Here is a 22,078-nt window from a genome sequence, read left to right as displayed (position 1 = left end):
GAACATTTCGTGAAAGTATACCCAGAGGCATACGGATGGAGGCGGGCACGAAAGGTTCGGCATTGCGGCGCGAAGGTGGGGCACGGATATGAGCGACGATCTGTTTTCCGGCTCCGCCGCGCGCGTCGTACCGGTGGCCGATGCCCCCGCCGCGCAACCCCGCGCGCCACAGCGGGCCCAGCAAGCTCCGTCCGAGGGCGACTATACCGCCGCCGACATCGAGGTGCTGGAGGGGCTGGAGCCTGTCCGCAGGCGCCCCGGGATGTACATCGGCGGCACCGACTCCAAGGCCCTCCACCATCTGTTCGCCGAAGTGATCGACAATTCGATGGACGAGGCGGTGGCCGGCCACGCCACCTTCATCGAAGTCGCGCTCGACGCGCAGGGTTTCCTGTCCGTCACCGATAACGGGCGCGGCATTCCGGTGGACCCGCATCCCAAATACAAGGACAAGTCGGCTCTCGAGGTCATCATGACCACGCTGCATGCCGGCGGCAAATTCGACTCCAAGGTTTATGAAACCTCCGGCGGCCTGCACGGCGTCGGCGTTTCGGTGGTCAACGCCCTGTCCGACGTCCTGGAAGTGGAGATCGCGCGCAACCGCCGACTGTATCGGCAAAGCTATGCGCGCGGTGTCGCGACGAGCCAGCTCCAGGAAGTCGGCGAAGTTCAGAACCGTCGCGGTACGCGTGTGCGCTTTCGCCCGGACAGCCAGATCTTCGGCGACGGGGCGACGTTCGATCCGGCACGGCTGTTCGCCATGGCGCGCTCCAAGGCCTATCTGTTCGGCGGGGTCGAGATCCGATGGTCCTGCGACCCGGCCCTTCTCGGCGAAGCGGAGGTGCCGCCCAAGGCCACCTTCCATTTTCCCGGCGGCCTGAAGGATTACCTCGAGACGAGCATCGGCTCCGAGCACCGGGTGACGACGCAGGTCTTTTCCGGCCGCACGCAGAAGGCGTCCGGCCATGGCGCGGTCGAATGGGCCGTCTGCTGGACCGCGGCGGATGGGGCCGTCCGCTCGTACTGCAACACCATCCCGACGCCGGAGGGCGGCACGCACGAGGCCGGTCTGCGCAGCGTACTCCTGCGTGGCATCAAGGCCTTCGCGGAGGTATCCGGCAACAAACGGGCCAGCGTCATCACCGCCGAGGACATCATGGTGACGGCGTCGGCCATGCTGTCGGTCTTCATCCGCGAACCGGAATTCGTGGGCCAGACGAAGGACCGCCTGGCCACCGGCGAGGCCCACCGCATCGTCGAGAACGCCCTTCGCGACAGCTTCGACATCTGGCTCGCCAGTTCGCCGCAGGATGCGGCGCGCCTGATCGACTGGGTGGTCGAGCGCGCCGACGAGCGGCTTCGGCGGCGCGCCGAAAAGGAAGTCAGCCGCAAGACCGCGACGCGCAAGCTGAGGCTACCGGGCAAGCTGGCCGACTGCTCCCAAAACGGCGCTGCGGGGGCCGAATTGTTCATCGTGGAGGGCGACTCGGCCGGCGGTTCGGCCAAGCAGGCTCGCGACCGGATGCGGCAGGCCATCCTGCCGCTGCGCGGCAAGATCCTGAACGTCGCCAGCGCCGGCCGCGAAAAGATGGGCGCCAACCAGCAGCTTGCCGACCTGATCCTCGCGCTCGGCTGCGGTACGCGCGGCAAGTACCGGGAGGGCGACCTGCGCTACGAGCGCGTCATCATCATGACCGACGCCGACGTGGACGGCGCGCATATCGCCTCGCTTCTCATCACCTTCTTCTTCCAGGAGATGCCCGAATTGATCCGTGGCGGACACCTGTTCCTGGCCGTACCGCCCCTTTACAAGCTCAGCCAGGGCGGCAAGACCGTCTATGCCCGGGACGACGCCGACCGCGAGCGGCTGATGCAACGCGAGTTCAAGGGCAAGGGCAAGGTAGAGGTCAGCCGATTCAAGGGCCTGGGAGAGATGCTGCCGGGCCAGTTGAAGGACACCACCATGGACCCGCGCAAGCGCACGCTGCTGCGGGTGGTAATGGACGACCTCCCCGAATCCGGAACCGCCGGCGCGGTGGAAGCCTTGATGGGAAACAAGCCCGAGGCCCGTTTCCGCTTCATTCAGGAACGGGCAGCATTTGCCGAAGATCTGGACGTCTGATCATGAATTCACGCTTCTTGCCCGCACTTGCCCTCGCCTGCCTGCTGGCCATGCCGGCCCTGGCGCAGGAGGCCGCGCCCGATGCTGCGCAGCCGCAGCCTGCGCCGGCCGCAGAGGCGCCGGCGCCGGCGGCAACCGCCCCGGAACTCGATCAGCTTTCGCCCTACATCACCGATGTCCAGGTGCTGGGCCCCTGGGCCGATGGCGAAAGCAACGGAGTCTGGCGCACGGTTCTGCTGCAGGCGGCCGGCGACCCGGATGGCAACCGCTTCTTCGTACAGCAGGTGCGCGAAGATGAAGGGCAATTGTCGGTTCTCACGACCACCGAGATCGTGGAAGTCTCCAGGCTGAACGGCGCCATCGTCAATTACCGTGCGGACGAACCCTCCGAAGATGCGCCGTCCACGCTGTCTCTCTTCCTCGACATCGTGCCGCTGGACGGAGAGATCGCGGAAACATACGAGCTGTTCGTCACGCCGGGCGAACCCTATGTGTTCGGCCCGGCGTCCAATTGAAGCCGCCCCAGGCGATAGATCGCGCACAAGAAAAAGCCGGCCGATCGCGCCGGTTTTCCCATCTGCTTACCGTAATATTGCGACAACTTGACATTCGGGGCCTGCAGTTCTATGGCCGGTGCCAAGGCACAAGCCTTCCTCAACCTTGTCTTCGACCATTGAGATCAAGAGATTAGCCCCCTTCATGCCATTTTCAGAGCTGGGACTTAGCGCCAAGGTTCTCGAGGCCGTCGAGAAAGCCGGATATTCGGAGCCGACGCCCATTCAGGCGCAGGCCATTCCGCATGCCCTGCAACGCCGCGACGTGCTGGGTATCGCCCAGACGGGAACGGGCAAGACGGCATCCTTCGTGCTGCCGATGCTGACAATGCTCGAGAAGGGGCGCGCGCGGGCGCGCATGCCGCGCACTCTGATCATCGAGCCCACGCGCGAACTGGCGGCCCAGGTCGAGGAATCCTTCGACAAATACGGTGTCAACAGTCGGTTGAACGTGGCGCTGTTGATTGGCGGCGTTTCCTTCGAAGACCAGAACCGCAAGCTGGAGCGCGGCGTCGACGTATTGATCGCCACGCCGGGCCGGCTGCTCGATCATTTCGAGCGTGGCAAGCTCTTGATGACGGGCGTGGAAATCCTCGTCATCGACGAGGCCGACCGTATGCTCGACATGGGTTTCATCCCGGATATCGAGCGGATCTGCAAGATGATCCCGTTCACCCGGCAGACGCTTTTCTTCTCGGCGACGATGCCGCCGGAAATCACCCGCCTTGCCGATCAGTTCCTGCAGAACCCCGTGCGCGTCGAGGTGGCCAAGCCGGCCTCCACCGCCCAGACGGTGGAGCAGAAGCTCGTCGCCACCGCCTCCAAGGACTACGACAAGCGCGACAAGCTGCGCGAATTGATCCGCAACGAGGGCGAAAGCCTCACCAATGCGATCATCTTCTGCAACCGCAAGCGCGATGTCTCGACGCTGTTCCGCTCGCTGGACAAGCATGGATTCTCGGTGGGCGCCCTGCATGGCGACATGGATCAGCGCGCCCGTACGATGACGCTGCAGGCCTTCCGCGACAACAAGCTGACGCTGCTGGTCGCTTCCGACGTCGCGGCGCGCGGCCTGGACATTCCGATGGTCAGCCACGTCTTCAATTTCGACGTGCCCACCCACGCCGAGGACTATGTCCACCGCATCGGCCGCACGGGCCGTGCCGGGCGATCCGGCAAAGCATTCACCCTCGTCACGCGTGAAGACAGGAAGTACCTGGACGCGATCGAGAAGATGATCGTCAAGGACATCGACTGGCTCGACGGCGACATGTCCACCGTGACGGAAAGTGCCGACAGCGGCGAAAAGCGGGGCAAGCGCGGCGCACGCAAGAGCGACGATTCGTCGGAGCGCGGCCGCGGCAGGGGCACGAAGCGCGCCAAGACGGCCGACGCGCCTGCCGAGACGCCGGACGCACCGCTCGAGGCCGGCGATGAAGCCGCGGCGAAGCCTGTGAAGGCCGAACGGGCGGACAAGCCCACCGAAAGCGCACGTCGGGCTCCGGAGCCTGCAGGCACGGCGCGCCGCGCGCAGGAGCCTTCCCGTGGCGGCCGCAGCCGCGGCGGCAGCGACCATGGAAACGAGCCGACGCCGGTCGGCTTCGGCGAGGAAATCCCCGCCTTCATGCTAATCCGCACGGGTAGCTGAACTCGACAGATTCGTCGCGACGCACAGACGGCAGGAGCCCATCGGGCTCCTGCCGTTTTTAGTTTCATCCGGCCTTCGCCGTTTCGGCAGCCTTGTCCACCATGCGCGCCAGTTGCGTGGCGATGACGGCGGCGCCGTTGAGACGCTGTTCCGGCTTCGGCCAATCCCGCATGAAGACGATGGACTGATCGGGCCGGATCTTGGCGGACACGCCCTGCTCTCCGATAAAGCGCACCAGCGCCGCCGGATTGGCGAAGTTCTTGTCGCGGAACTGTACGACGACGCCCTTTGGCCCGGCATCCAGCTTCTCGACATTGGCCTTGCGGCACAGGGCCTTGATGAAGACCACCTTGAGAAGGTGGTCCACTTCCGCGGGAAGCGGGCCAAACCGATCGATCAACTCGGCGCCGAAGGCATCGATTTCCTTGGCGTCGGTCAGGTCTGCCAGCCGCCGATACAAGGTCATGCGCAATTGCAGGTCGGGCACGTAGCTTTCGGGAATCATCACCGCGGTACCGAGCGTGATCTGCGGCGACCAGATGCCATTGGTCTCCGGCTCCTCGCCCTTCATTTCGGCGACCGCCTCCTCCAGCATCTGCTGGTAAAGTTCGAATCCGACTTCCTTCACATGGCCGCTCTGCTCCTCGCCGAGGATATTGCCGGCGCCGCGCTGGTCCAGGTCGTGGCTGGCAAGCTGGAAGCCGGCTCCAAGCGTGTCCAGGGACTGCAGGACCTTTAATCGACGGTCGGCCCCCGCCGTCGGCGTCTTGTTGGCCGGAATGGTCAGCAACGCGTAGGCGCGCTGCTTCGAGCGGCCGACGCGTCCCCGCAGCTGGTACAGCTGCGCGAGGCCGAACATGTCGGCACGATGCACGATCATGGTGTTGGCCGTCGGGATATCCAGCCCGGACTCCACGATGGTGGTGGACAGCAGCACGTCGTACTGGCCTTCGTAGAAGGCGTTCATGATGTCGTCGAGCTCTCCCGCCGGCATCTGCCCATGCGCCACGGCCACCTTCAGCTCGGGAACCTGCTCGTCCAGGAACTCCTTGATGCCGGCCAGGTCCGCGAGGCGGGGTGCGACATAGAAGCTTTGGCCGCCGCGATAGCGCTCGCGCAGCAGGGTTTCGCGCACGACGAGCGGATCGAAGGGCGAAACGAAGGTACGTACGGCCATCCGGTCCACCGGCGGCGTCGTGATGAGCGACAATTCACGCACCCCGGTCAGCGCCAGTTGCAGCGTGCGCGGAATCGGCGTCGCCGACAGCGTCAGCACATGGATGTCGGACTTCAGTTCCTTCAGCCGTTCCTTATGCTTGACGCCGAAATGCTGCTCCTCGTCGATGATCAGCAGACCGAGATTCTTGAAGTCGACGGACTTGCCCAGCAGAGCATGGGTGCCGACCACGATGTCGACAGTGCCCTCTTCGATACCCTTCTTCGTGGCGGACAGCTCCTTGCCGGCCACGAGCCGCGAAGCTTGCGCCACGGTCAACGGCAAACCGCGAAACCGCTCGGCGAACGTCTTGTAGTGCTGGCGGGACAGCAGCGTCGTCGGAACCACCACGGCAACCTGCAGGCCGTTCATCGCGGCGATGAAGGCCGCCCGCAACGCCACCTCCGTCTTGCCGAAGCCGACATCGCCGCAGACGAGGCGATCCATCGGCCGGCCGGCGCCGAGATCGTCGGCCACCGCCTCGATGGCGCCAAGCTGGTCGTCCGTCTCCTCGTAGGGAAAGCGCGCCTGGAACTCGTCCCACAGCCCTTCCGGCGGCAGCAGCTTGGGCGCGCCGCGCGTCTGGCGCACCGCGGCGATGCGAATGAGTTCGCCCGCCATGTCCAGGAGCCGACGCTTGAGCCTGGCCTTGCGCGCCTGCCATGCGCCGCCGCCGAGCTTGTCGAGGTTGGCCTCGGAGCCCTCGCCGCCATAGCGCGACAGAAGTTCGATATTTTCGACCGGCAGGAACAGCCGGTCGTCTCCGGCGTAGCGCAGCTCCACGCAATCGTGCGGGGCGCCCGCCGCCTCGATCGTGCGCAGGCCGACGAAGCGCCCGATGCCGTGATCCACATGGACGACGATGTCGCCCTCGGCCAAGCCCGACACCTCGCTGATGAAATCCGATCCGCGCTTGCGCCGCCGCGCCCGACGAATGAGCCTGTCGCCCAGTATGTCCTGCTCGCCGACGACAGCGATGCGCTGCGTCTCGAACCCCGCTTCCACCCCGAGGACGGCGGTGGCCACCGTATTGCGGCCGATTTCCAGCGCCTGCTTCAGATTGTCCACGGGCTTGATGTTGCCGAGCCCGTGCTCTTCCACGATCTGGGTGAGCCTGTCCCGCGATCCCTCGGTCCAGGCGGCCAGGATCACCTGTCTGCCGTCGGCCCGCAGCCGCGAAATATGATCCACCGCCGCGGAAAACACATTGACGTCGCCGGCCTGACGCTCGCCGGCAAAATTGCGGCCGCGCGTCACGTCGAGGTTCAACGTATCGGCGCCGCCGGCATCGGTCAGCGCATAGGCCGACAGGCGCACGGGGCCGGATGCCGCGATCCGGTCGTTCAGCTCGTCCATCGGAAGGTACAGTTCGTCCGGGACGATGGGATTGTACGGCACGCCTCCGGCGCTCTCGGCCGCGATGGATCGGCGCCGCGCCTCGTAATAGTCGTCGATCAGCTTCCGGCGCTCGCCTGCGGCCTCTACCAGCAGATGGTCGAGTACGATCGGAAAGCCGTCCACATAATCGAACATGGTCTCGAGCCGCTCATGGAAGAGCGGCAGCCAGTGCTCCATGCCGGCGAAGCGCTTGCCTTCCGAGATGGACGCATAGAGCCCATCCTCGCGCGAGGGCGCCCCGAAACGGCGCACGTAATTGCTGCGGAACCGCGAGATCGACTCCTCGCGCAGCGAAACCTCCGATACCGGCGCAAGCTCGAATGTCTTGCGGGTGCCGGTACTGCGCTGCGTGGCCGGATCGAAGCTGCGGATCGTCTCCAACGTATCGCCGAAGAAATCCAGGCGCACCGGTTCGTCCTCGCCGGGGGCATACAGGTCCAGTATGCCGCCGCGCACCGCGAATTCGCCGGCTTCCCGCACGGTGGTGACGCGCTCGAACCCGCCCAGTTGCAGCGCGTCGACGATCTTGTTCATCGGCACGCGGCCGCTGGCCTTGGCGCGGATCGTCTCGTCCATCAGCGCAGCAAGCGGCGGCATGCGTTGCAGAAGGGCGTTCGCCGTCGTCAGGATCACGGCGCGGTGCGGCTGGGTCCGCAATTCGCCGATGGCCGTCATGGCGGCAAGGCGGGTGGCCGCCGTGCCGGAAGACGGGCCGACGCGGTCGTAAGGCAGGCAATCCCAGGCGGGAAGCGTCAACACGGGAAGCTCGGGGGCGACGAAGCGCAAGGCATCCTCGACCTCTCCCATGGAGCCGCCGTCGCGCATGACGAAGACGATCGGCCGATCGCCGCCCCGGTGGCGGGCGATCTCGGCCAGGATGAAGGGCACATAGCCGTCCAGCACATTGCCGATGGCGAGCGCGCCGTCCCTGGACAGCCCTTTCTTCAAATCCGCCGGCTGGCTCATCGCGCATCGCCTTCCGGCAGCGCATAGAAATCGCGGATGCGCCGGAAGATCGGCGTATCGTATTCGGCCGGCGTCGGCTCCGTACCCGTGATCCACGAGAATATTTCCCGGTCGGGCGCTTCGATGAGCGCCTCGTAGACGGTCAGTTCATCCTCGCTCAGCCGGTCTATCTCGGCATCGGCGAAGCGGCCCAGCACCAGGTCCATCTCGCGCGTGCCGCGATGCCAGGAGCGGAACAGCACCTTGCGCCTGCGCGGGTCGAGATCGCTGGATGTACGGCCGATACCTGTCATCGTCTTTCCTTGCGGCTCCTTGCAGCACGAGCGCGCACATATAGGGCATCGCGGACGCAAACGGAAAGCCCGGCGCTTGCATCTGCGGCCTGCCGGGGTATTGGAATGGCATGCGCCCTTCCGCCCTCGATCCTCTCTTTGCGCCGATCACGAGCCTGCCCGGCGTCGGGCCCAAGGTGGCTGCCTCAATGGCTGGCCTTGTCGCGCCCTCCGGTGGCGGGGACGCACGGGTCCGCGACCTCCTGTTCCATTTGCCCTCCGGTGTGATCGACAGGCGAAGGCGCGTCGCGGTGGCCGATGCGCCGGAGGGCGAGATCGTCAGCCTGGCGCTGCGCGTGACACGGCACTTCTTTCCCGGCGGCAAGGCCGGCAACCAGCCCGCCCGAATCCTGGCGACCGACGAGACCGGAGAAATCACCCTCACCTATTTCCGGCCGAACCGGCCGTGGATCGAAAAACTTCTGCCGCTGGAGGCCGACGTTCTCGTCTCCGGCAAGGTCGAGCGGTTCAACGGCCGCCCGTCCATGGTCCATCCGGATTTCGTCGCGCCGCTGGACGAGGCGGAACATCTCGCCTTGGTGGAACCTGTCTACCCGATGACGGCGGGCCTGTCGCCGCGCACCCTGCGCAAGGCGGTGGAGGCGGCGCTGACGAGCGTTCCGCCGCTGGCGGAATGGATAGAGCCGCAGGCACTGGCGCGCCAGCGCTTTCCTGCCTTCGCGGAAGCGCTGCTGCAGATCCACAACCCCGAAACCCCGGACCATGCGGAACCGAAGAGCCCGGCCTTCCAACGCCTAGCCTATGACGAGTTCCTCGCCAGCCAGATGGCGCTTGCCCTGTCGCGTCAGCGCATGCGCAAGCTGCGCGGCCAAAGCCTTGGCGGCGACGGCGCGTTGCGTGCGCGCGTCGTCGATGCGCTTCCCTTCACGCTGACGGAAGCGCAGGACGCGGCGCTGCAGGAAATCTACACCGACATGGCCGCGCCCGATCGAATGCTTCGGCTGCTGCAGGGCGATGTCGGCGCCGGCAAGACGGTCGTCGCGCTTATGGCGATGGCCGCCGCACGTGAATCCGGCGCGCAATCCGCTTTGCTGGCGCCGACGGAGATCCTTGCCCGTCAGCATTTTGCCGGATTGGAGGCGATATGCGCCAAGGCCGGCATGTCCATCGCGCTGCTGACCGGGCGTGACAGCGGCAAGGCACGCGAACGCAAGCTGCAGGCCATGGCCGACGGCTCGGTCGACATCGTGGTCGGAACGCATGCGCTGTTCCAGGCGGATGTCGCCTACGGCAATCTCGGCCTCGTCGTGGTGGACGAGCAGCATCGCTTCGGCGTCCATCAGCGCCTGCAACTGACCAGGAAAGGCGTTGCGCCCGACCTTCTCGTCATGACCGCGACGCCGATCCCGCGCACGCTCGTACTGGCGGCGTTCGGCGACATGGACGTTTCCCGGCTGTCCGGCAAGCCGGCCGGCCGGCTGCCGATAGCCACCGTGGCCGTCTCCACCGAGCGGATCGGCGAAATCGTGCAACGCATCGGCAAGGCGATGGATGGCGGCGACCGCGTCTACTGGGTCTGCCCGCTCGTCGAGGAATCGGAGAAAAGCGACCTGACCGCCGCACAGGAGCGGTACGAGACGCTGAAAAGCTGGTTCGGCGACAAGGTCGGGCTGGTCCATGGCCAGATGAGCGGTGACGAGAAGGACGCCGCGATGGCGGCCTTCAAGGCGGGCGATACGAAGCTGATCGTGGCGACGACCGTCATCGAAGTCGGCGTCGACGTGCCGGAGGCCTCCATCATCGTGATCGAGCATGCCGAGCGCTTCGGCCTGTCGCAACTTCACCAGTTGCGAGGGCGTGTCGGCCGTGGAACGCGCGCCTCCACTTGCGTTCTTCTTTACCGCGGACCATTGGGGCAGACGGCCCATGCCAGGCTGGCCATCATGCGCGAAACGGAAGACGGCTTCCGGATCGCGGAGGAGGACCTGCGCCTGCGGGGCGAAGGCGACATTCTCGGCACGCGACAATCGGGCATGCAGAGTTTTCGCATCGCCCGTCTGGAAGAGCATTCCGCCCTTATGGAGATCGCCCGTGACGACGCGCGCCTGCTCCTGACACAGGATCCGGATCTGACCTCGCCGCGCGGACAGGCCGTCCGCGCCCTCCTGTATCTGTTCGGCAAGGATGAGGCGGTGCGCCTGTTGCGCTCCGGATGACTACTCCACCGTGACGGACTTGGCGAGGTTGCGGGGCTGGTCGACATCGGTGCCCATCTGCACCGCCGTATGATAGGCCAGCATCTGCAACGGTACGGCATAGACGATGGGCGTCAGGATTTCCGGCATGACCGGCAGGACCAGCGTCCGCAGGTCGCGCATGGCGCAGGCTTCGGCACCCGGCGCATCGGTAATGAGAAGGATACGGCCGCCGCGCGCCGCAACCTCCTGCATGTTGGAAACCGTCTTGTCGAAGACGCGGTCGTGCGGGGCGATAACCACCACGTCCATCGTTTCGTCGATCAGCGCGATCGGCCCGTGCTTCAGCTCGCCTGCTGCATAACCTTCGGCGTGTATGTAGCTGATTTCCTTCAGCTTCAATGCGCCTTCGAGGGCCAGTGGGAAAGAGAATCCGCGGCCGAGATACAGAGCGTGTCGCTTGCCTGCCAGGTCGTGGCCGAGCGTCTCGATCTCCGGCTCCAGCGCCAGCGCCTCGTTCACCAGCCGCGGGATTTCCATCAGTTGACGGGTCAATTCGAGTTCTTCTGCGTCATCGATCACGCCGCGCGCCACCCCGGCGCGGATCGCCAGGGCGGCCAGGGCGGTAAGCTGGCAGGTGAAGGCCTTGGTTGAAGCGACGCCGATCTCGGGCCCGGCAAGGGTTGGCCACACGACATCGGCCTCGCGCGCGATGGTGGATTCCGGCACGTTGACGATGGCGGCAGCTGGTACGCCCTGCGACTTTGCATAGCGCAGCGAAGCCAGCGTATCGGCCGTCTCGCCGGACTGCGAAACGAAGAGCGCCAGGTCGATGCCGTCGAGCGGGCTTTCGCGATAGCGGAACTCTGAAGCGACATCGAGATCGCAGGCGATGCGGGCATAACGCTCGAAGTAGTAGCGGCCCACCAGCGCCGCATAGTAGCCCGTTCCGCAGGCCGACAGCGCGATGCGCCGCACCTTGCCGAAATCGATGTCGGCGCCGGCCGGCAGGCGTGTCCGCCCGCTTGCCATGTCCACATAGGCGCCCAGCGTATGGGAGATGACTTCCGGTTGCTCGAACATCTCCTTCTGCATGAAGTGGCGGTAATTGCCCTTGTCGACGTTGAAGCTCTTGCCCACCGCCTGTCGCACCGGCCGGTCCACCGGCCTGTTTTCGGCGTCGAAGATTTCGGCATGGTCGTGCCCGAGCACCACCCAGTCGCCATCGTTCAGGTAACGCACCGTATCGGTGAAGGGCGACAGGGCGATGGCATCCGAGCCGAGGAACATCTCGCCCTCGCCCGAGCCCACGGCCAGCGGGCTGCCACGCCGGGCACCGATCATGAGGTTTTCCTCGCCCTCGAACAGGAAAGCCAGGGCGAACGCGCCTTCCAGCCTCGGCAGGATGCGCGACACGGCATCGCGGGGCGAGGCGCCCTGCTTCAGCTCGCGCGCCACCATCACGGCGACGATCTCGGTATCGGTTTCGCTCTCGAAGGTGAAGCCGTCGGCGATCAACTCGTTCTTGAGCTCGCGAAAATTCTCGATGATGCCGTTATGCACGACACAGACCGGTCCGGACGCGTGCGGGTGCGCATTGGCCACGGTGGCCGCCCCATGCGTGGCCCAGCGCGTGTGGCCTATGCCGATGGTTCCCGGCAGGGGCGCTTCCGCAAGGCGCGCCTCGAGGTGGCGCAACTTGCCCTCTGCGCGCCGACGATCCAGCCGACCGCCATCCAGCGTTGCGATACCGGCAGAATCGTAGCCGCGATATTCGAGGCGCTTCAGGGAATCCACGAGGCGTCCGGCCACGGGCTGGTTGCTGACGATGCCGATGATGCCGCACATGGGATTGCTCCAGAAACCGACGCGATACGTTTGACGAGAGATTTAGCGGAAGCGGCGTACGAGGGGTGTCAATTTTGATGTCCGATCGTTTCGCCTTGCAAGGCGCTCAACCCGACTGCCTTGCCGCATTCCGCGCAGCCTTGGCGGCGGCGTTGCGCTGGCGGATGGCAAGGCCCCGCCCTTCCTTGACCACCTGTCGCGCGCGACCGAAGGCCAGGGCATCGGCCGGCACGTCCTCGGTCACGACGCTTCCGGAGGCGACATAGGCTCCATCGCCGATCGTGATCGGCGCGACCAGCGAGGAGTTGGAACCGATGAAGGTCTCGGCGCCGATGTCCGTATGATGCTTCAGCGCGCCATCGTAGTTGCAGGTGATCGTGCCCGCGCCGATATTGGCCTCGGCGCCGACGCGCGCATCGCCAATATAGGACAGGTGGTTGATCTTCGCCCCCCGCTCCACCTTGGCGTTCTTGGTTTCGCAGAAATTCCCGACCTTCGTCTTGTCCGCCAGCTCGGTGCCGGGGCGCAGCCTTGCGAAGGGCCCGATCTCCGAATGGCCCGCAAGCGTTGCGCCTTCGATGTGGCAGAAGGCATGGATGGTGCATCCGGGGCCGATGGAGACGCCCGGGCCGAAGAAGACATTCGGCTCCAGCACGCAGTCGGCGCCGATGCGCGTATCGAAGGACAGGAATATCGTCGCCGGGTCGATCATCGTCACTCCGGCTTCCATGATTTCCTCGCGCCGCCGCGCCTGCCAGGCCGCTTCGACGCAGGCCAGGTCGGCGCGATCGTTGACACCCTGCAACTCGCTTTCTTCGGTCTCCAGGGCTACGACCCGCTCGCCCGCCGCGCGCGCCAGCGCCACGATATCGGTCAGGTAATACTCACCCTTGGCATTCCCGTTGCCGATGTCGCGCAGCAGCGGCGCGACCCGTCGACCGTCCATCGCCATCAACCCGCCATTACAGAAGGTGACCGCCCGCTCTTTCGGCGATGCGTCCTTTTCCTCCCGGATGGCGAGCAACTCGCCGTCCTGGGTCAGCAATCGTCCGTAACCCGTTGGAGTTTTGGAATGAAAGCCAAAGACGACCACGCCGGCACCGGCGGCGAGTTGCCCCCGCGCCTTTGCCAGGCTTTCGCCCGTCAGCAGAGGCGTATCGCCGAACAGGACGAGGATATCGTCATAGCCGCGCTCGATCTCGGGCGCTGCGGCAAGAACGGCATGGGCCGTGCCGAGCCGCTCGATCTGCCGGAAGGATTGCACCTCGCCGTGATGAACGGCGACTGCCGCCTCCACGGCCTCGGCATCCCGCCCCGTCACCACTGCGATGGCGTCGGCGCCGGCCTTTTCGGCGGCCGCCGCCACGTGGCAGACCAGCGGCAAACCGGCAACCGGGTGCAGCACCTTGGCGCGGCTGGATTTCATCCGCGTTCCTTCGCCGGCAGCGAGGATGATGGTCAGGCAGGTTCTGCTCATGAGTATCCGTTCGTCGATCCGCGGCAACACTTAACCGCTTTAGCCAATCATCTGCAGCGTAGGGAAGGTTTCCAGCAGCCAGAACGCCATCGTCTGCATGCCGCCGGTCAGGAAGAGGATGCCCGTCACGACGAGGAGCCCGCCCATGGCTTTCTCGACCGTGCCGTAATAAGCGCGGAAGCGTCCGAGCCCGCGCAGGAACACGCCGGAGAACGCGGCCGCCAGAATGAACGGGATGCCGAGGCCGGCCGAATAGAAGGCGAGCAGGACGGCGCCCTCGCCCACCGTCTGCTGCGCCCCGGCAAGCCCCAGGATCGCGCCGAGGACGGGGCCGATGCACGGTGTCCACCCGAAAGCGAAGGCAAGGCCCATCAGATAGGCGCCCCAGAAGCTGCGTGGCTTGTCGGGCGCCGCCACGCGCATCTCCCGCGACAGGAAGGAAAGCCTGAAGACGCCGAGGAAGTTGAGACCCATGACGATGATCGCCACGCCCGCCAGGATACCCAGCCAGTCGAGGTTTTGCCGAAGGATCTGGCCGATACTGGATGCGCCGGCGCCAAGGGCTATGAAGACGCTCGAGAAGCCGAGCACGAAGACGACGGCGCTGGCCACGACCCGCCCCTGTACCCGCGCGGCGGCGGTGTGGCCGGCGCGCAGGTCGTCGGCCGACACGCCCGCCATGTAGCACAGATAGGGCGGCACCAGGGGCAGCACGCAGGGCGACAGGAACGAGAGCGCACCGGCCAGTACGGCTGTCGGGTATGATAATTCCAGCATCGGCACGCCGTCTTCGTTGGATCGCGAGGCGTTCTTATCGCGCCCGCCCGCGCCACGCAAACCGGCTGGCCGACATGGCAAACTGGGCATTGACGCGCAAGACCGCCATGCCTATGGTCCGCCCGTTTCCGCGACTCGTTTGACGCGTTGTGAGCGCGTAGCTCAGTTGGTAGAGCACGTGACTTTTAATCATGGGGTCGTGGGTTCGAGCCCCACCGCGCTCACCATGAAACACCTGAAATCATTGAGTTTTTCGAGGCAAGATAAGTGATAAATGCCTCGAAAAACCAACCGGGGTTCCGGTGGGGTTCCAGCGGCCACGGCTGTAGCAAATCGTACTCCGTGAATCTTTACAGCATTTGATGACGATGCGCGATCCTCCAGCGGCGTGCGGTTAGGCTGCGTGCAACGTGCGTGAATGTGTGGAGTGTGATTGTAAAGGTGCAGTCCGAGTCGGGTGGGTGAGCGTTATCGGTGAAGAAACTGTCGGAGGCTCAGCGACGCTGGCTTGAACGGAAAGCTTAGTCGAGCAAGCGACGGACACGTCGCTCCTTACCGAGTGGGGGACGCTGATCTTCGCACCCAGAGGTATCGACAGCCTCCGACCGTTCGGTCTCGAACGGTTCGAGCCTTTCGAGGAACAAGCCTCGTGACTGGTTACTCCTAACGGACTTGGTTCAAGGCAGGTAGGAAGTTCGCCGGTGCGGCGGCAAACGTCCCTGAAACACCCTTGCTAGCCGTGCTAGCCTGCCTCCGTAGCCACATCGTCCGGTGCGACCGGAGCCGACGCTACGAGCATTTGGTCGCGGCGTTGCAACCGCCCCTCCCCCAACAGAGCCTTGATAGCGGCGTTTATGACGGAGCGGAGCTGTGCGCTGGTCGCCTTGAAACCGAGCTGGCGAGAAAGTGTTCCCGCGACCTCGTCGTCAGTCGCCCCGAAGTTGTCGGTCACGATGCGCATGACGCCGACCTGGAGTTCGGCCGGAGGCAAGGACTCGGGCTTCCGCAAGCCGAGCGACAGCGCGTCGCGCCGGTTGCGGACGGTCGCTTCGGCATCCGCCAACGCGAGAAACGCTCCTTGACGCACGATCCCGAGGTGGGCGACGGCGCGTGCGATGCCCTGTTCGACGGCGGCCTGGATCCGAGCGCCGGCGCGCTGGAGCTTAAAGGCGTCGCGGATGCGGGCGACGACCTCGTCGACGTGGACTGGGGACTCGACCTGGACGACCTGCGTCACGAGGTCTGCCATGGTCCCGACGGGGGTCTCGTGCAACTCGTATGATCCAGGGCGCGTCAGCGTGGCCTCGATGTAGGCTATAGGGGCCGCGCGACCCTCGGGAACGGTGTCGCCGAGACCGACCTCGGTGACCTCGCCGCGATCTACCGTGACGATCTCGATCGGCACCGCGCGGTGGGAAGCCAGGCCCCGCTCCATCCGCTCGTCCAATTCGGCCTTCGCGGCCTCGATCGCGGCGACCGTTCTTTCGAGCTGTTCCTGCGGCCGCTGGAACCAGTCGGTGCTCCAGATCCGATGGATGATCCAGCCATGGTCCTCGAGAACCGATTGCCGCAAACGGTCCCGGTCCCGGGCAGACCTCGACGCGTGGTAGGATGCGCCGTCGCACTCGATGCCGATGAGGTAGCGTCCGGGCCACTCCGGATCGGATACGGCAAGATCGACGAAGAACCCGGCTATGCCGACCTGTGGATGGACCTGGTAACCCTTCGCCTGAAGTGCGGTCGCTATTTGCTCCTCGAAGACGCTGTCCATGTTGCGCTCGCTCGCTTGAGCGATCGAGAGCCGTCCGGTCCTCGCGTAGTGGAGGAAGAGTTTGAACGCGAAGATGCCCGCGCCCTTGCCGCGCTCGAGGTCAATGTCCTCATCGGTGATCGAGGCGTAGACCTCGCAGCGCCGCTTGGCGCGGGAGATGAGTACGTTCAGACGTCGCTCGCCGCCTTGCGCTCCGAGTGGGCCGAACCGCATGGCCATGTACCCTTGGGCGTTCTTGGCGTAGCCGACGGAGATCATGATCACGTCGCGCTCGTCGCCCTGCACATTCTCGAGGTTCTTGACGAAGAACGGCTCTGAGGCATGGGCGTGGAAGAACTCCTCGGTATCTGGGTTCAGGCGGCGGAGGAGTTCGACCTCGTCCTGGATCGCTCGCCTTTGGGACACGGAGAAGCACGCAACGCCGAGCGATTGCCCGGGGTTCGTTTTGGCATGCCTTATGACCGCCTCGGCGACAATCCTCGCCTCGACGGCGTTCACCGATGTCCCACCGGAATCGAAGACGCCGTCGGGCACGTGGTGGAAGCGGAGCCCCATCCCGGCTTCGGCCGTATAGGGGCTCGGCACGATGAAGAGCTTGTTCTGGTAAAATTGCGTGTTGGAAACGGCGATCAGCGACTGGTGACGACTGCGGTAGTGCCACCGCAGCATGCGCTGCGGCAGCCCACGGGCCGTGAACAGCCCGAGGATGCTCTCGATGTCGGCGACCTGCGCACCCTCCTCGTCATCGTCGTCCTCGGCGCCTCCCGTCATCTTTGAGAAAAATTTGGTCGGCGGGAGCTGGCGTTCGTCGCCGACCACGACGACCTGCCCGGCGCGGGCGATCGCGCCCAATGCATCGACAGGCTGGATCTGCGACGCCTCGTCCATGACGAGAAGGTCGAAGGACAGCTTGCCTGGCGTCAGGAACTGGGCAACCGAGAGTGGGCTCATCATCATGACGGGCTTCAGCGCCTGTACTGCAGGCGCCGCCCTCTGCATGAGCTGGCGGATCGGCATGTGACGGCTGCGTTTCGCCATCTCACCACGCAGGATGCCAACCGGACCGACGCCGCCGTCGCGCGGCGGGATGCGCCGATGGTGGGCGCGCACGACCTCCAGGCTGGCAGCCTTGATGCGCTCGCGGTCGAGATTGGCGAACTCGCGGACCCGCCGGCCATGGAGGTTGCCGTCGAAGCGGCCAAGCTCGGGGTTCGCACGGATCAGTTCGTCGAGGATCGCCTCGTGGTAGGCGATCTCGAACGATGGAAGCGTCTCTGGCGTCGAAAGGCGACCGTCCTCAAGGTGGTCGACGAACACGGACATGCCGTCCGTTCGGGCCCGGTCCGCCCGATCGCGGTAGGAGACCCACTTCGAAAGCTGCTCGGCGTTGGCGAGCCAAATCTCCATCCGTTCATGGCAACGCGCGAGCGCCACGTCGCCGTGGCCTTCGACACCGAACAGGCTCTTGGCGTCGGCTATTAGGAACGAGGCGACCTCCGCGAGCGTGCGTTGCGCCGTGTCGGACGCGGCGACGGCCCGTCCGGCCCGCTCCGCGACCGCGGCACGGTCGGGCAGGCGCGCGGCAAGGTGCCGAAGGTCGCCGTGCGCCCCGATCCACTCGACGGCCGCCACGAGCGCGTCCCAGTCCGAATCCTTGCCGCGCCATACGGGGCCGAACGCCTCGCCCCCGAGGTCGGCGCGCTCGTCGAGCGACCGGGCTGCGGCCTGCAACGCCGCGACGCGCGCGACGAGACCGAGGCGGTCGGCGAGGGCTTCGGGGACGGAGCGCATGATCTCTCGGCAGAGGCCATCGGCCCAGGCGAGGTTGCGTGCCCGGGCCTCAACGAGGTCAAGGGACGCCCGGTCCACGGACACGGCGTTGTCGAACGCAGGGCCGGCCGATGAGCCGAGGTCCCTCCACACCGCTTCGAGCAAAGGCTTGGCGGCGTCGACATGACGAAGGACCAGTGCAGCGTGCTCGCCGACGACCTGCCGTTCGGCGAGGCGGCCGGCAATGAGCCGTGGCTCGGCGCCAAGACCGCGCAGCGTGCGCATCCAGGCGACGAGCGCGAGGAGAGGCGCGGACGCCGAGCGCTCGCCCCGCCAGTCGGCGCCGAACGCCGAGCGGCCGAAGGCGTCGTCGTCGCGCACTCGCTTGGCCGCAGCCTGCCCCTTCATCAGCGTGTCGAGGAGCTCGATGATCTCCTGCGTCGCCATGTCGGGATTGCGCAGTATGGAGCGGACCAGCGCCTTTGCCTTGCGGTAGTCCCCGTTCAGCGACTTCAGGAACCCGGTGTTCGTCGCCAGCGCCTGTCGCGCGGCCGCGACCTCGGTCGTCCAGGCGACGTCGAGAATCCGATCGCTCATCGCCGCGCGCGAATGCTCCAGCGTCTCCATGGCCTCCGCCAGATCGCCCGCCTGCTCGACGCCTTGGTCCCAGACGGTGGCGGCGAACGCCTCGGGACTGGCGTCGGGTGCGGCCGCCACGCGCTCGCCCGTCGTGATGAGGCGGGAGATGGCAGCGAGCGTGTCGACCGGGCCTGGGACACCCAGTTCGGACGCGAGGCGATTGGCCTCCGCACGCAAGCGCGGAAGCAGATCGGCGAGCTCGACGGCCCGGCCGAACGCCTCCGCCGGAAAGTCTCGCGGCAACCAGGCGAGCTGGGCTTCCAGTCCTTCGATGGACGTGCCTAGCGCCGCGGGATGGACGGCATCGCCCAAGGACACGCCCTGCCTTCGGAAGTCAGCGCCCGCCCTCACGAGATCGGCGATCGCCCCGCGCCGGTCGCCCCAGGCCGCGGCCCCGAGCGCTTCAGGGCATAGGTCGGGCGCACGGGCCAAGATGTCCGCGCGATCGCGCAGCGCGGCTGCCCCCGCGAACGTATCGGGCTTCGGCTCCAGCTCGAGCGTCCCAGCTAGTTCCGCGTATTCGGTCTCCAGTTCGGCGACGGCCGACCGGAGCGCCTCGATGCGCGGCAGCAGCCGTTCGAGGGTCGTCGGCAGGACAAGGTCGAGGCCAACACCGTGCCAAGGGTGACGGACGGGCAAGCCGATCTCGTCGACGCGCTGCGTCAACTCCACGAGGAGTCTTCGCCGGGCAGACAGGTCATCGGGCGACCAGAGCGTCGCGCCGTCGAGGTTCAGGTCGACCGGCCGCTGTCCTTCCTGCCTGAGCTTCGTCAACGCCCCGACCACTTGGTAGGGCGTGAGGCCGGACGCGACGTGCGGCACGTGCATGCGCTCGGCATGGAGGTTCAGGACGTCGCGCGCCTCGCGGAGCTTGCCCGCCAGGCTCGACGGGAACTCGCCGCGCGGGGAGCCGAGCTCCCAAGTCCGGCGCAGTTCCTCCAAGAGACCCCGCTTGTTCGCCTTGTTGCTGTGAAGCTCGAGGCAGGCGTCGCCGACCCCGGCGTTGTCCAGCCGGCGCTTCACGACGTCAAGCGCGGCCATCTTCTCCGCGACGAACAGGACGGTCTTCCCGTCGGCCACGGCCGAGGCGATCACGTTGGCGATCGTCTGGGACTTGCCCGTCCCGGGCGGCCCCTGAATGACGAGGTCGCGGCCACGGCGGACATCGTGGACGGCGAGCGTCTGCGACCCGTCGCTGTCGACGATGTGCAGCATGTCCGCTGGGTCGATGTGGCGGTCGATCCGCTCGTCCTCCGATAGGAGGGGCTCACCTGCGTCGAAGCCGTCGGACAGCAGCGACCGGATCGTCGACTGGTCGGTGATGCGCCCGTCCGCGGGCCAGTTCTCTGGATCGAGGTCCCGGTACATCAGGAATTTAGAAAACGAGAAGAACCCAAGAACGATGTCGTCGGGGAGGACCGACCAGTCGTCCTTCGTCGAGACGGCTTCGGCAACCTCGCGGAAGTAAGCATCCGGATCGAACTCGTCGCCGCCCTCGAACGTCGGCAGGCGAAGTTTGTGGACCCGGTCGAGGTAGGCCTCGAGCGACAGGTTCGACGTCTGGTCCTCCGGCCGCACCCGCAGGCGGAAGCGCTCGCCCGCAGTGCCGCGCTCGAGCCGCACGGGTACGAGGACGAGCGGGGCGTGCCGAAGGTTCTCCTTGTTGTTCGGATCCACCCAACGGAGCATGCCGAGCGCGAGGAAGAGGACGTTAACGCCCTGCTCCTCCTCCAACGTCCTGGCGTCATGGTACAGGTCGAGAAGCCGCCTCTGGAGTCCTTTCGGGGTCATGCGCGTCTGAAGCTTTGTGTCGACATGCCGCTTGGTGCGGCCTTGCTCGTCGACCTCGTCGTGCGCCTCGTCCGGCTGCGCGAGTTCGACAACGGGCAAGCCCTCTTCCTCCTCCGTACCCTCCACGCCCGGGCGGTCCGGACGCCCGGCGGCGAACGTGAACGCCTTCGCTTCCTTCGCGAGCAGGCGGTAAACATCCGCGGAACGCTCGTCGACGATGTCGATCGTTCGGGCCGCTTTAGACATTCGCGGCACGTTCAATAGACGATTCCGTGCTGAGAGGTCGAGCAGTTCGGTTCGAGCACGTTCGAGTTTCTGCTCGATCGGTAGATCGCTCTGGTACAACGAGGTTGATTCGATAACTGACATCGCGACACCCATTTCGGAATGTTGCGAAATAAAGCTTATGATCGCAGTCGCCGCAATGATGAGATGCTTCCGCGACTTCGGCGCGTCTAACGAAACCTCACATGATAAGTACCAGGGGGCCGCATTGGTCGCGAAGTCAGGTTGTCAAATCGTTGCAAGAAGTAGCGCCTTGGTCGGGAATTTTCCTCGATTCGAGGCCGAAGGCATTCGACTTCACGTTCGAAGGCAGACATTCCGTTCGCCGAGAGCGTTGCGCGGAACCGGGCGCGCGCGATCCCCGACGCACGCCGAGGAAGCTCGACGCCTTCACACTGATCGGCAGGCGGTAATCCTCACCGCAGGCATCCTCATCGTGTCCCGTTCCGAACGGAGGACGGGAACGTCAAATGATAGTGCTCTTCGCTCGAAAGCCGACTGACGGCTTTCCACCCCCATAGCCAGCGCAGCCCATCGTTCCGTATGCCAACAGCGGCCATCCGTGCGTTTGTCGGATGGCCGCCCAATGTCATATCTCGGTCCGTTCGGCCAAGAGCAGCGCGTCCTCCACGTCAACGCCCAGATATCGAACAGTGTTCTCAATCTTGGAGTGACCGAGCAAGATTTGGATGGCGCGTATGTTGCCAGTCGCCCGGTAGATCATCGATGCCTTGGTGCGACGAAGCGAGTGTGTTCCAAATTCCTCCGCACGCAAACCAATCGCGGTCACCCATTCGTCGACCAGGCGCGCGTACTGCCTAGTGCTCATGTGGCGGGAGTGATCGATGCGGCTAGGGAACGCATAGTCTTCGATGGAACCTCTTCGGCGTTCAAGCCAAGCTTGAAGGCTGGCTCTGACGTCGCTGGTAATCTCGAACTGGACCGGCCTTCCCGTCTTTTGCTGAACGACGATTGCGCGAGTACGAATCTCTGGCCCAGCGACGACATCGCGGATCCTGATCTTGACCAGGTCACAGCCGGGGAGCTTGCTGTCGATTGCTAGATCGAACAGCGCTCTGTCGCGAACGCGTCTTTCGCGATCGAGGAAAAAGCGAATTGCCCAGATTTGCTTCTGAGTGAACGGACGTTTGGTGCCGACCGTCTTGCCTGCATTCCAAGCTGCACGTTCGCGGATAGCGTCATCGTATTGAGAATGGCCCATGTGAGTTCTCCTCGGCCTTGATTGGCCGGTAGAGAAACGCTGTCGATCACTGGCAGCGAAAGGGTCGAATGCGGACTGTCCGCTTCCAGGAGGTGCACGGCAGAAA

At 65.4% G+C, this 22,078-nt stretch carries 11 protein-coding genes and 1 tRNA gene; 5 read left to right on the top strand and 7 right to left on the bottom strand.

The genetic code is table 11. The features are described from left to right. The first annotated feature begins 88 nt into the window (after nucleotides 1–88). The 3 genes from parE (at nucleotide 89) to NDN16_RS11430 (ending at nucleotide 4,324) form a co-directional block, all read left to right on the top strand. A complete protein-coding gene (gene parE, locus NDN16_RS11440) occupies nucleotides 89–2,122 on the top strand; it encodes a DNA topoisomerase IV subunit B (protein ID WP_251113715.1) in 2,034 nt (677 codons plus the stop codon). Nucleotides 2,123–2,124: 2 nt separating this feature from the next. Then, nucleotides 2,125–2,637 (top strand): hypothetical protein, encoded by a 513-nt coding sequence (locus NDN16_RS11435; protein ID WP_251113714.1) that lies wholly within the window; start codon nucleotides 2,125–2,127, stop codon nucleotides 2,635–2,637. Between the two features lie 184 nt (nucleotides 2,638–2,821). Beyond that, nucleotides 2,822–4,324: a DEAD/DEAH box helicase gene (locus tag NDN16_RS11430; protein WP_251113713.1), complete on the top strand. Its 1,503-nt coding sequence runs from the start codon at nucleotides 2,822–2,824 to the stop codon at nucleotides 4,322–4,324. 64 nt (nucleotides 4,325–4,388) lie between these two features. Here NDN16_RS11430 and mfd read toward each other — a convergent pair whose 3' ends face one another. Together mfd and NDN16_RS11420 are read right to left on the bottom strand one after the other, a co-directional pair. Further along, on the bottom strand, nucleotides 4,389–7,904 hold the full coding sequence (mfd, locus tag NDN16_RS11425) for a transcription-repair coupling factor (protein WP_435301094.1): 3,516 nt from the start codon (nucleotides 7,902–7,904) through the stop codon (nucleotides 4,389–4,391). Next, the gene (locus tag NDN16_RS11420; RefSeq protein WP_251113712.1) at nucleotides 7,901–8,197 is read right to left on the bottom strand and encodes a succinate dehydrogenase assembly factor 2; all 297 of its coding nucleotides are present in this window, start codon (nucleotides 8,195–8,197) and stop codon (nucleotides 7,901–7,903) included. Before NDN16_RS11420 ends, mfd begins: the two co-directional genes overlap by 4 nt. A 110-nt stretch (nucleotides 8,198–8,307) precedes the next feature. Between NDN16_RS11420 and recG the strand changes: the two genes are divergently transcribed. Then, on the top strand, nucleotides 8,308–10,413 hold the full coding sequence (gene recG, locus NDN16_RS11415; RefSeq protein WP_251113711.1) for an ATP-dependent DNA helicase RecG: 2,106 nt from the start codon (nucleotides 8,308–8,310) through the stop codon (nucleotides 10,411–10,413). On the opposite strand, the gene glmS is transcribed toward recG, so the two are convergent. The 3 genes from glmS to NDN16_RS11400 form a co-directional block, all read right to left on the bottom strand. Continuing rightward, nucleotides 10,414–12,240 carry a glutamine--fructose-6-phosphate transaminase (isomerizing) gene (gene glmS / locus NDN16_RS11410; protein WP_251113710.1) on the bottom strand — a complete coding sequence of 609 codons (1,827 nt, stop codon included), beginning with the start codon at nucleotides 12,238–12,240 and terminating at the stop codon, nucleotides 10,414–10,416. A gap of 106 nt (nucleotides 12,241–12,346) precedes the next feature. Further along, on the bottom strand, nucleotides 12,347–13,717 hold the full coding sequence (gene glmU, locus NDN16_RS11405) for a bifunctional UDP-N-acetylglucosamine diphosphorylase/glucosamine-1-phosphate N-acetyltransferase GlmU (RefSeq protein ID WP_251113709.1): 1,371 nt from the start codon (nucleotides 13,715–13,717) through the stop codon (nucleotides 12,347–12,349). Nucleotides 13,718–13,756: 39 nt separating this feature from the next. Beyond that, nucleotides 13,757–14,494, bottom strand: coding sequence for a cytochrome c biogenesis CcdA family protein (locus tag NDN16_RS11400; protein WP_251113708.1), 738 nt, complete (start codon nucleotides 14,492–14,494; stop codon nucleotides 13,757–13,759). Between the two features lie 151 nt (nucleotides 14,495–14,645). On the opposite strand from NDN16_RS11400, the gene NDN16_RS11395 reads away from it, so the two are divergent. Beyond that, a tRNA-Lys gene (locus NDN16_RS11395) sits at nucleotides 14,646–14,721 on the top strand. Between the two features lie 515 nt (nucleotides 14,722–15,236). Here the strand turns inward: NDN16_RS11395 and NDN16_RS11390 are convergent. Together NDN16_RS11390 and NDN16_RS11385 are read right to left on the bottom strand one after the other, a co-directional pair. Beyond that, complete coding sequence (locus NDN16_RS11390) at nucleotides 15,237–20,834, bottom strand: DUF3320 domain-containing protein (RefSeq protein ID WP_192386173.1); 5,598 nt, start codon at nucleotides 20,832–20,834, stop codon at nucleotides 15,237–15,239. 505 nt (nucleotides 20,835–21,339) lie between these two features. Further along, nucleotides 21,340–21,972: a tyrosine-type recombinase/integrase gene (locus NDN16_RS11385; protein ID WP_192386172.1), complete on the bottom strand. Its 633-nt coding sequence runs from the start codon at nucleotides 21,970–21,972 to the stop codon at nucleotides 21,340–21,342. Nucleotides 21,973–22,078: the final 106 nt, after the last annotated feature.

The organism is Aureimonas altamirensis (assembly GCF_023702225.1).
Taxonomy (GTDB): domain Bacteria; phylum Pseudomonadota; class Alphaproteobacteria; order Rhizobiales; family Rhizobiaceae; genus Aureimonas; species Aureimonas altamirensis_B.
Note: the sequence above shows the minus strand (reverse complement) of the source record. Positions and strands in the feature narration are given on the sequence as shown.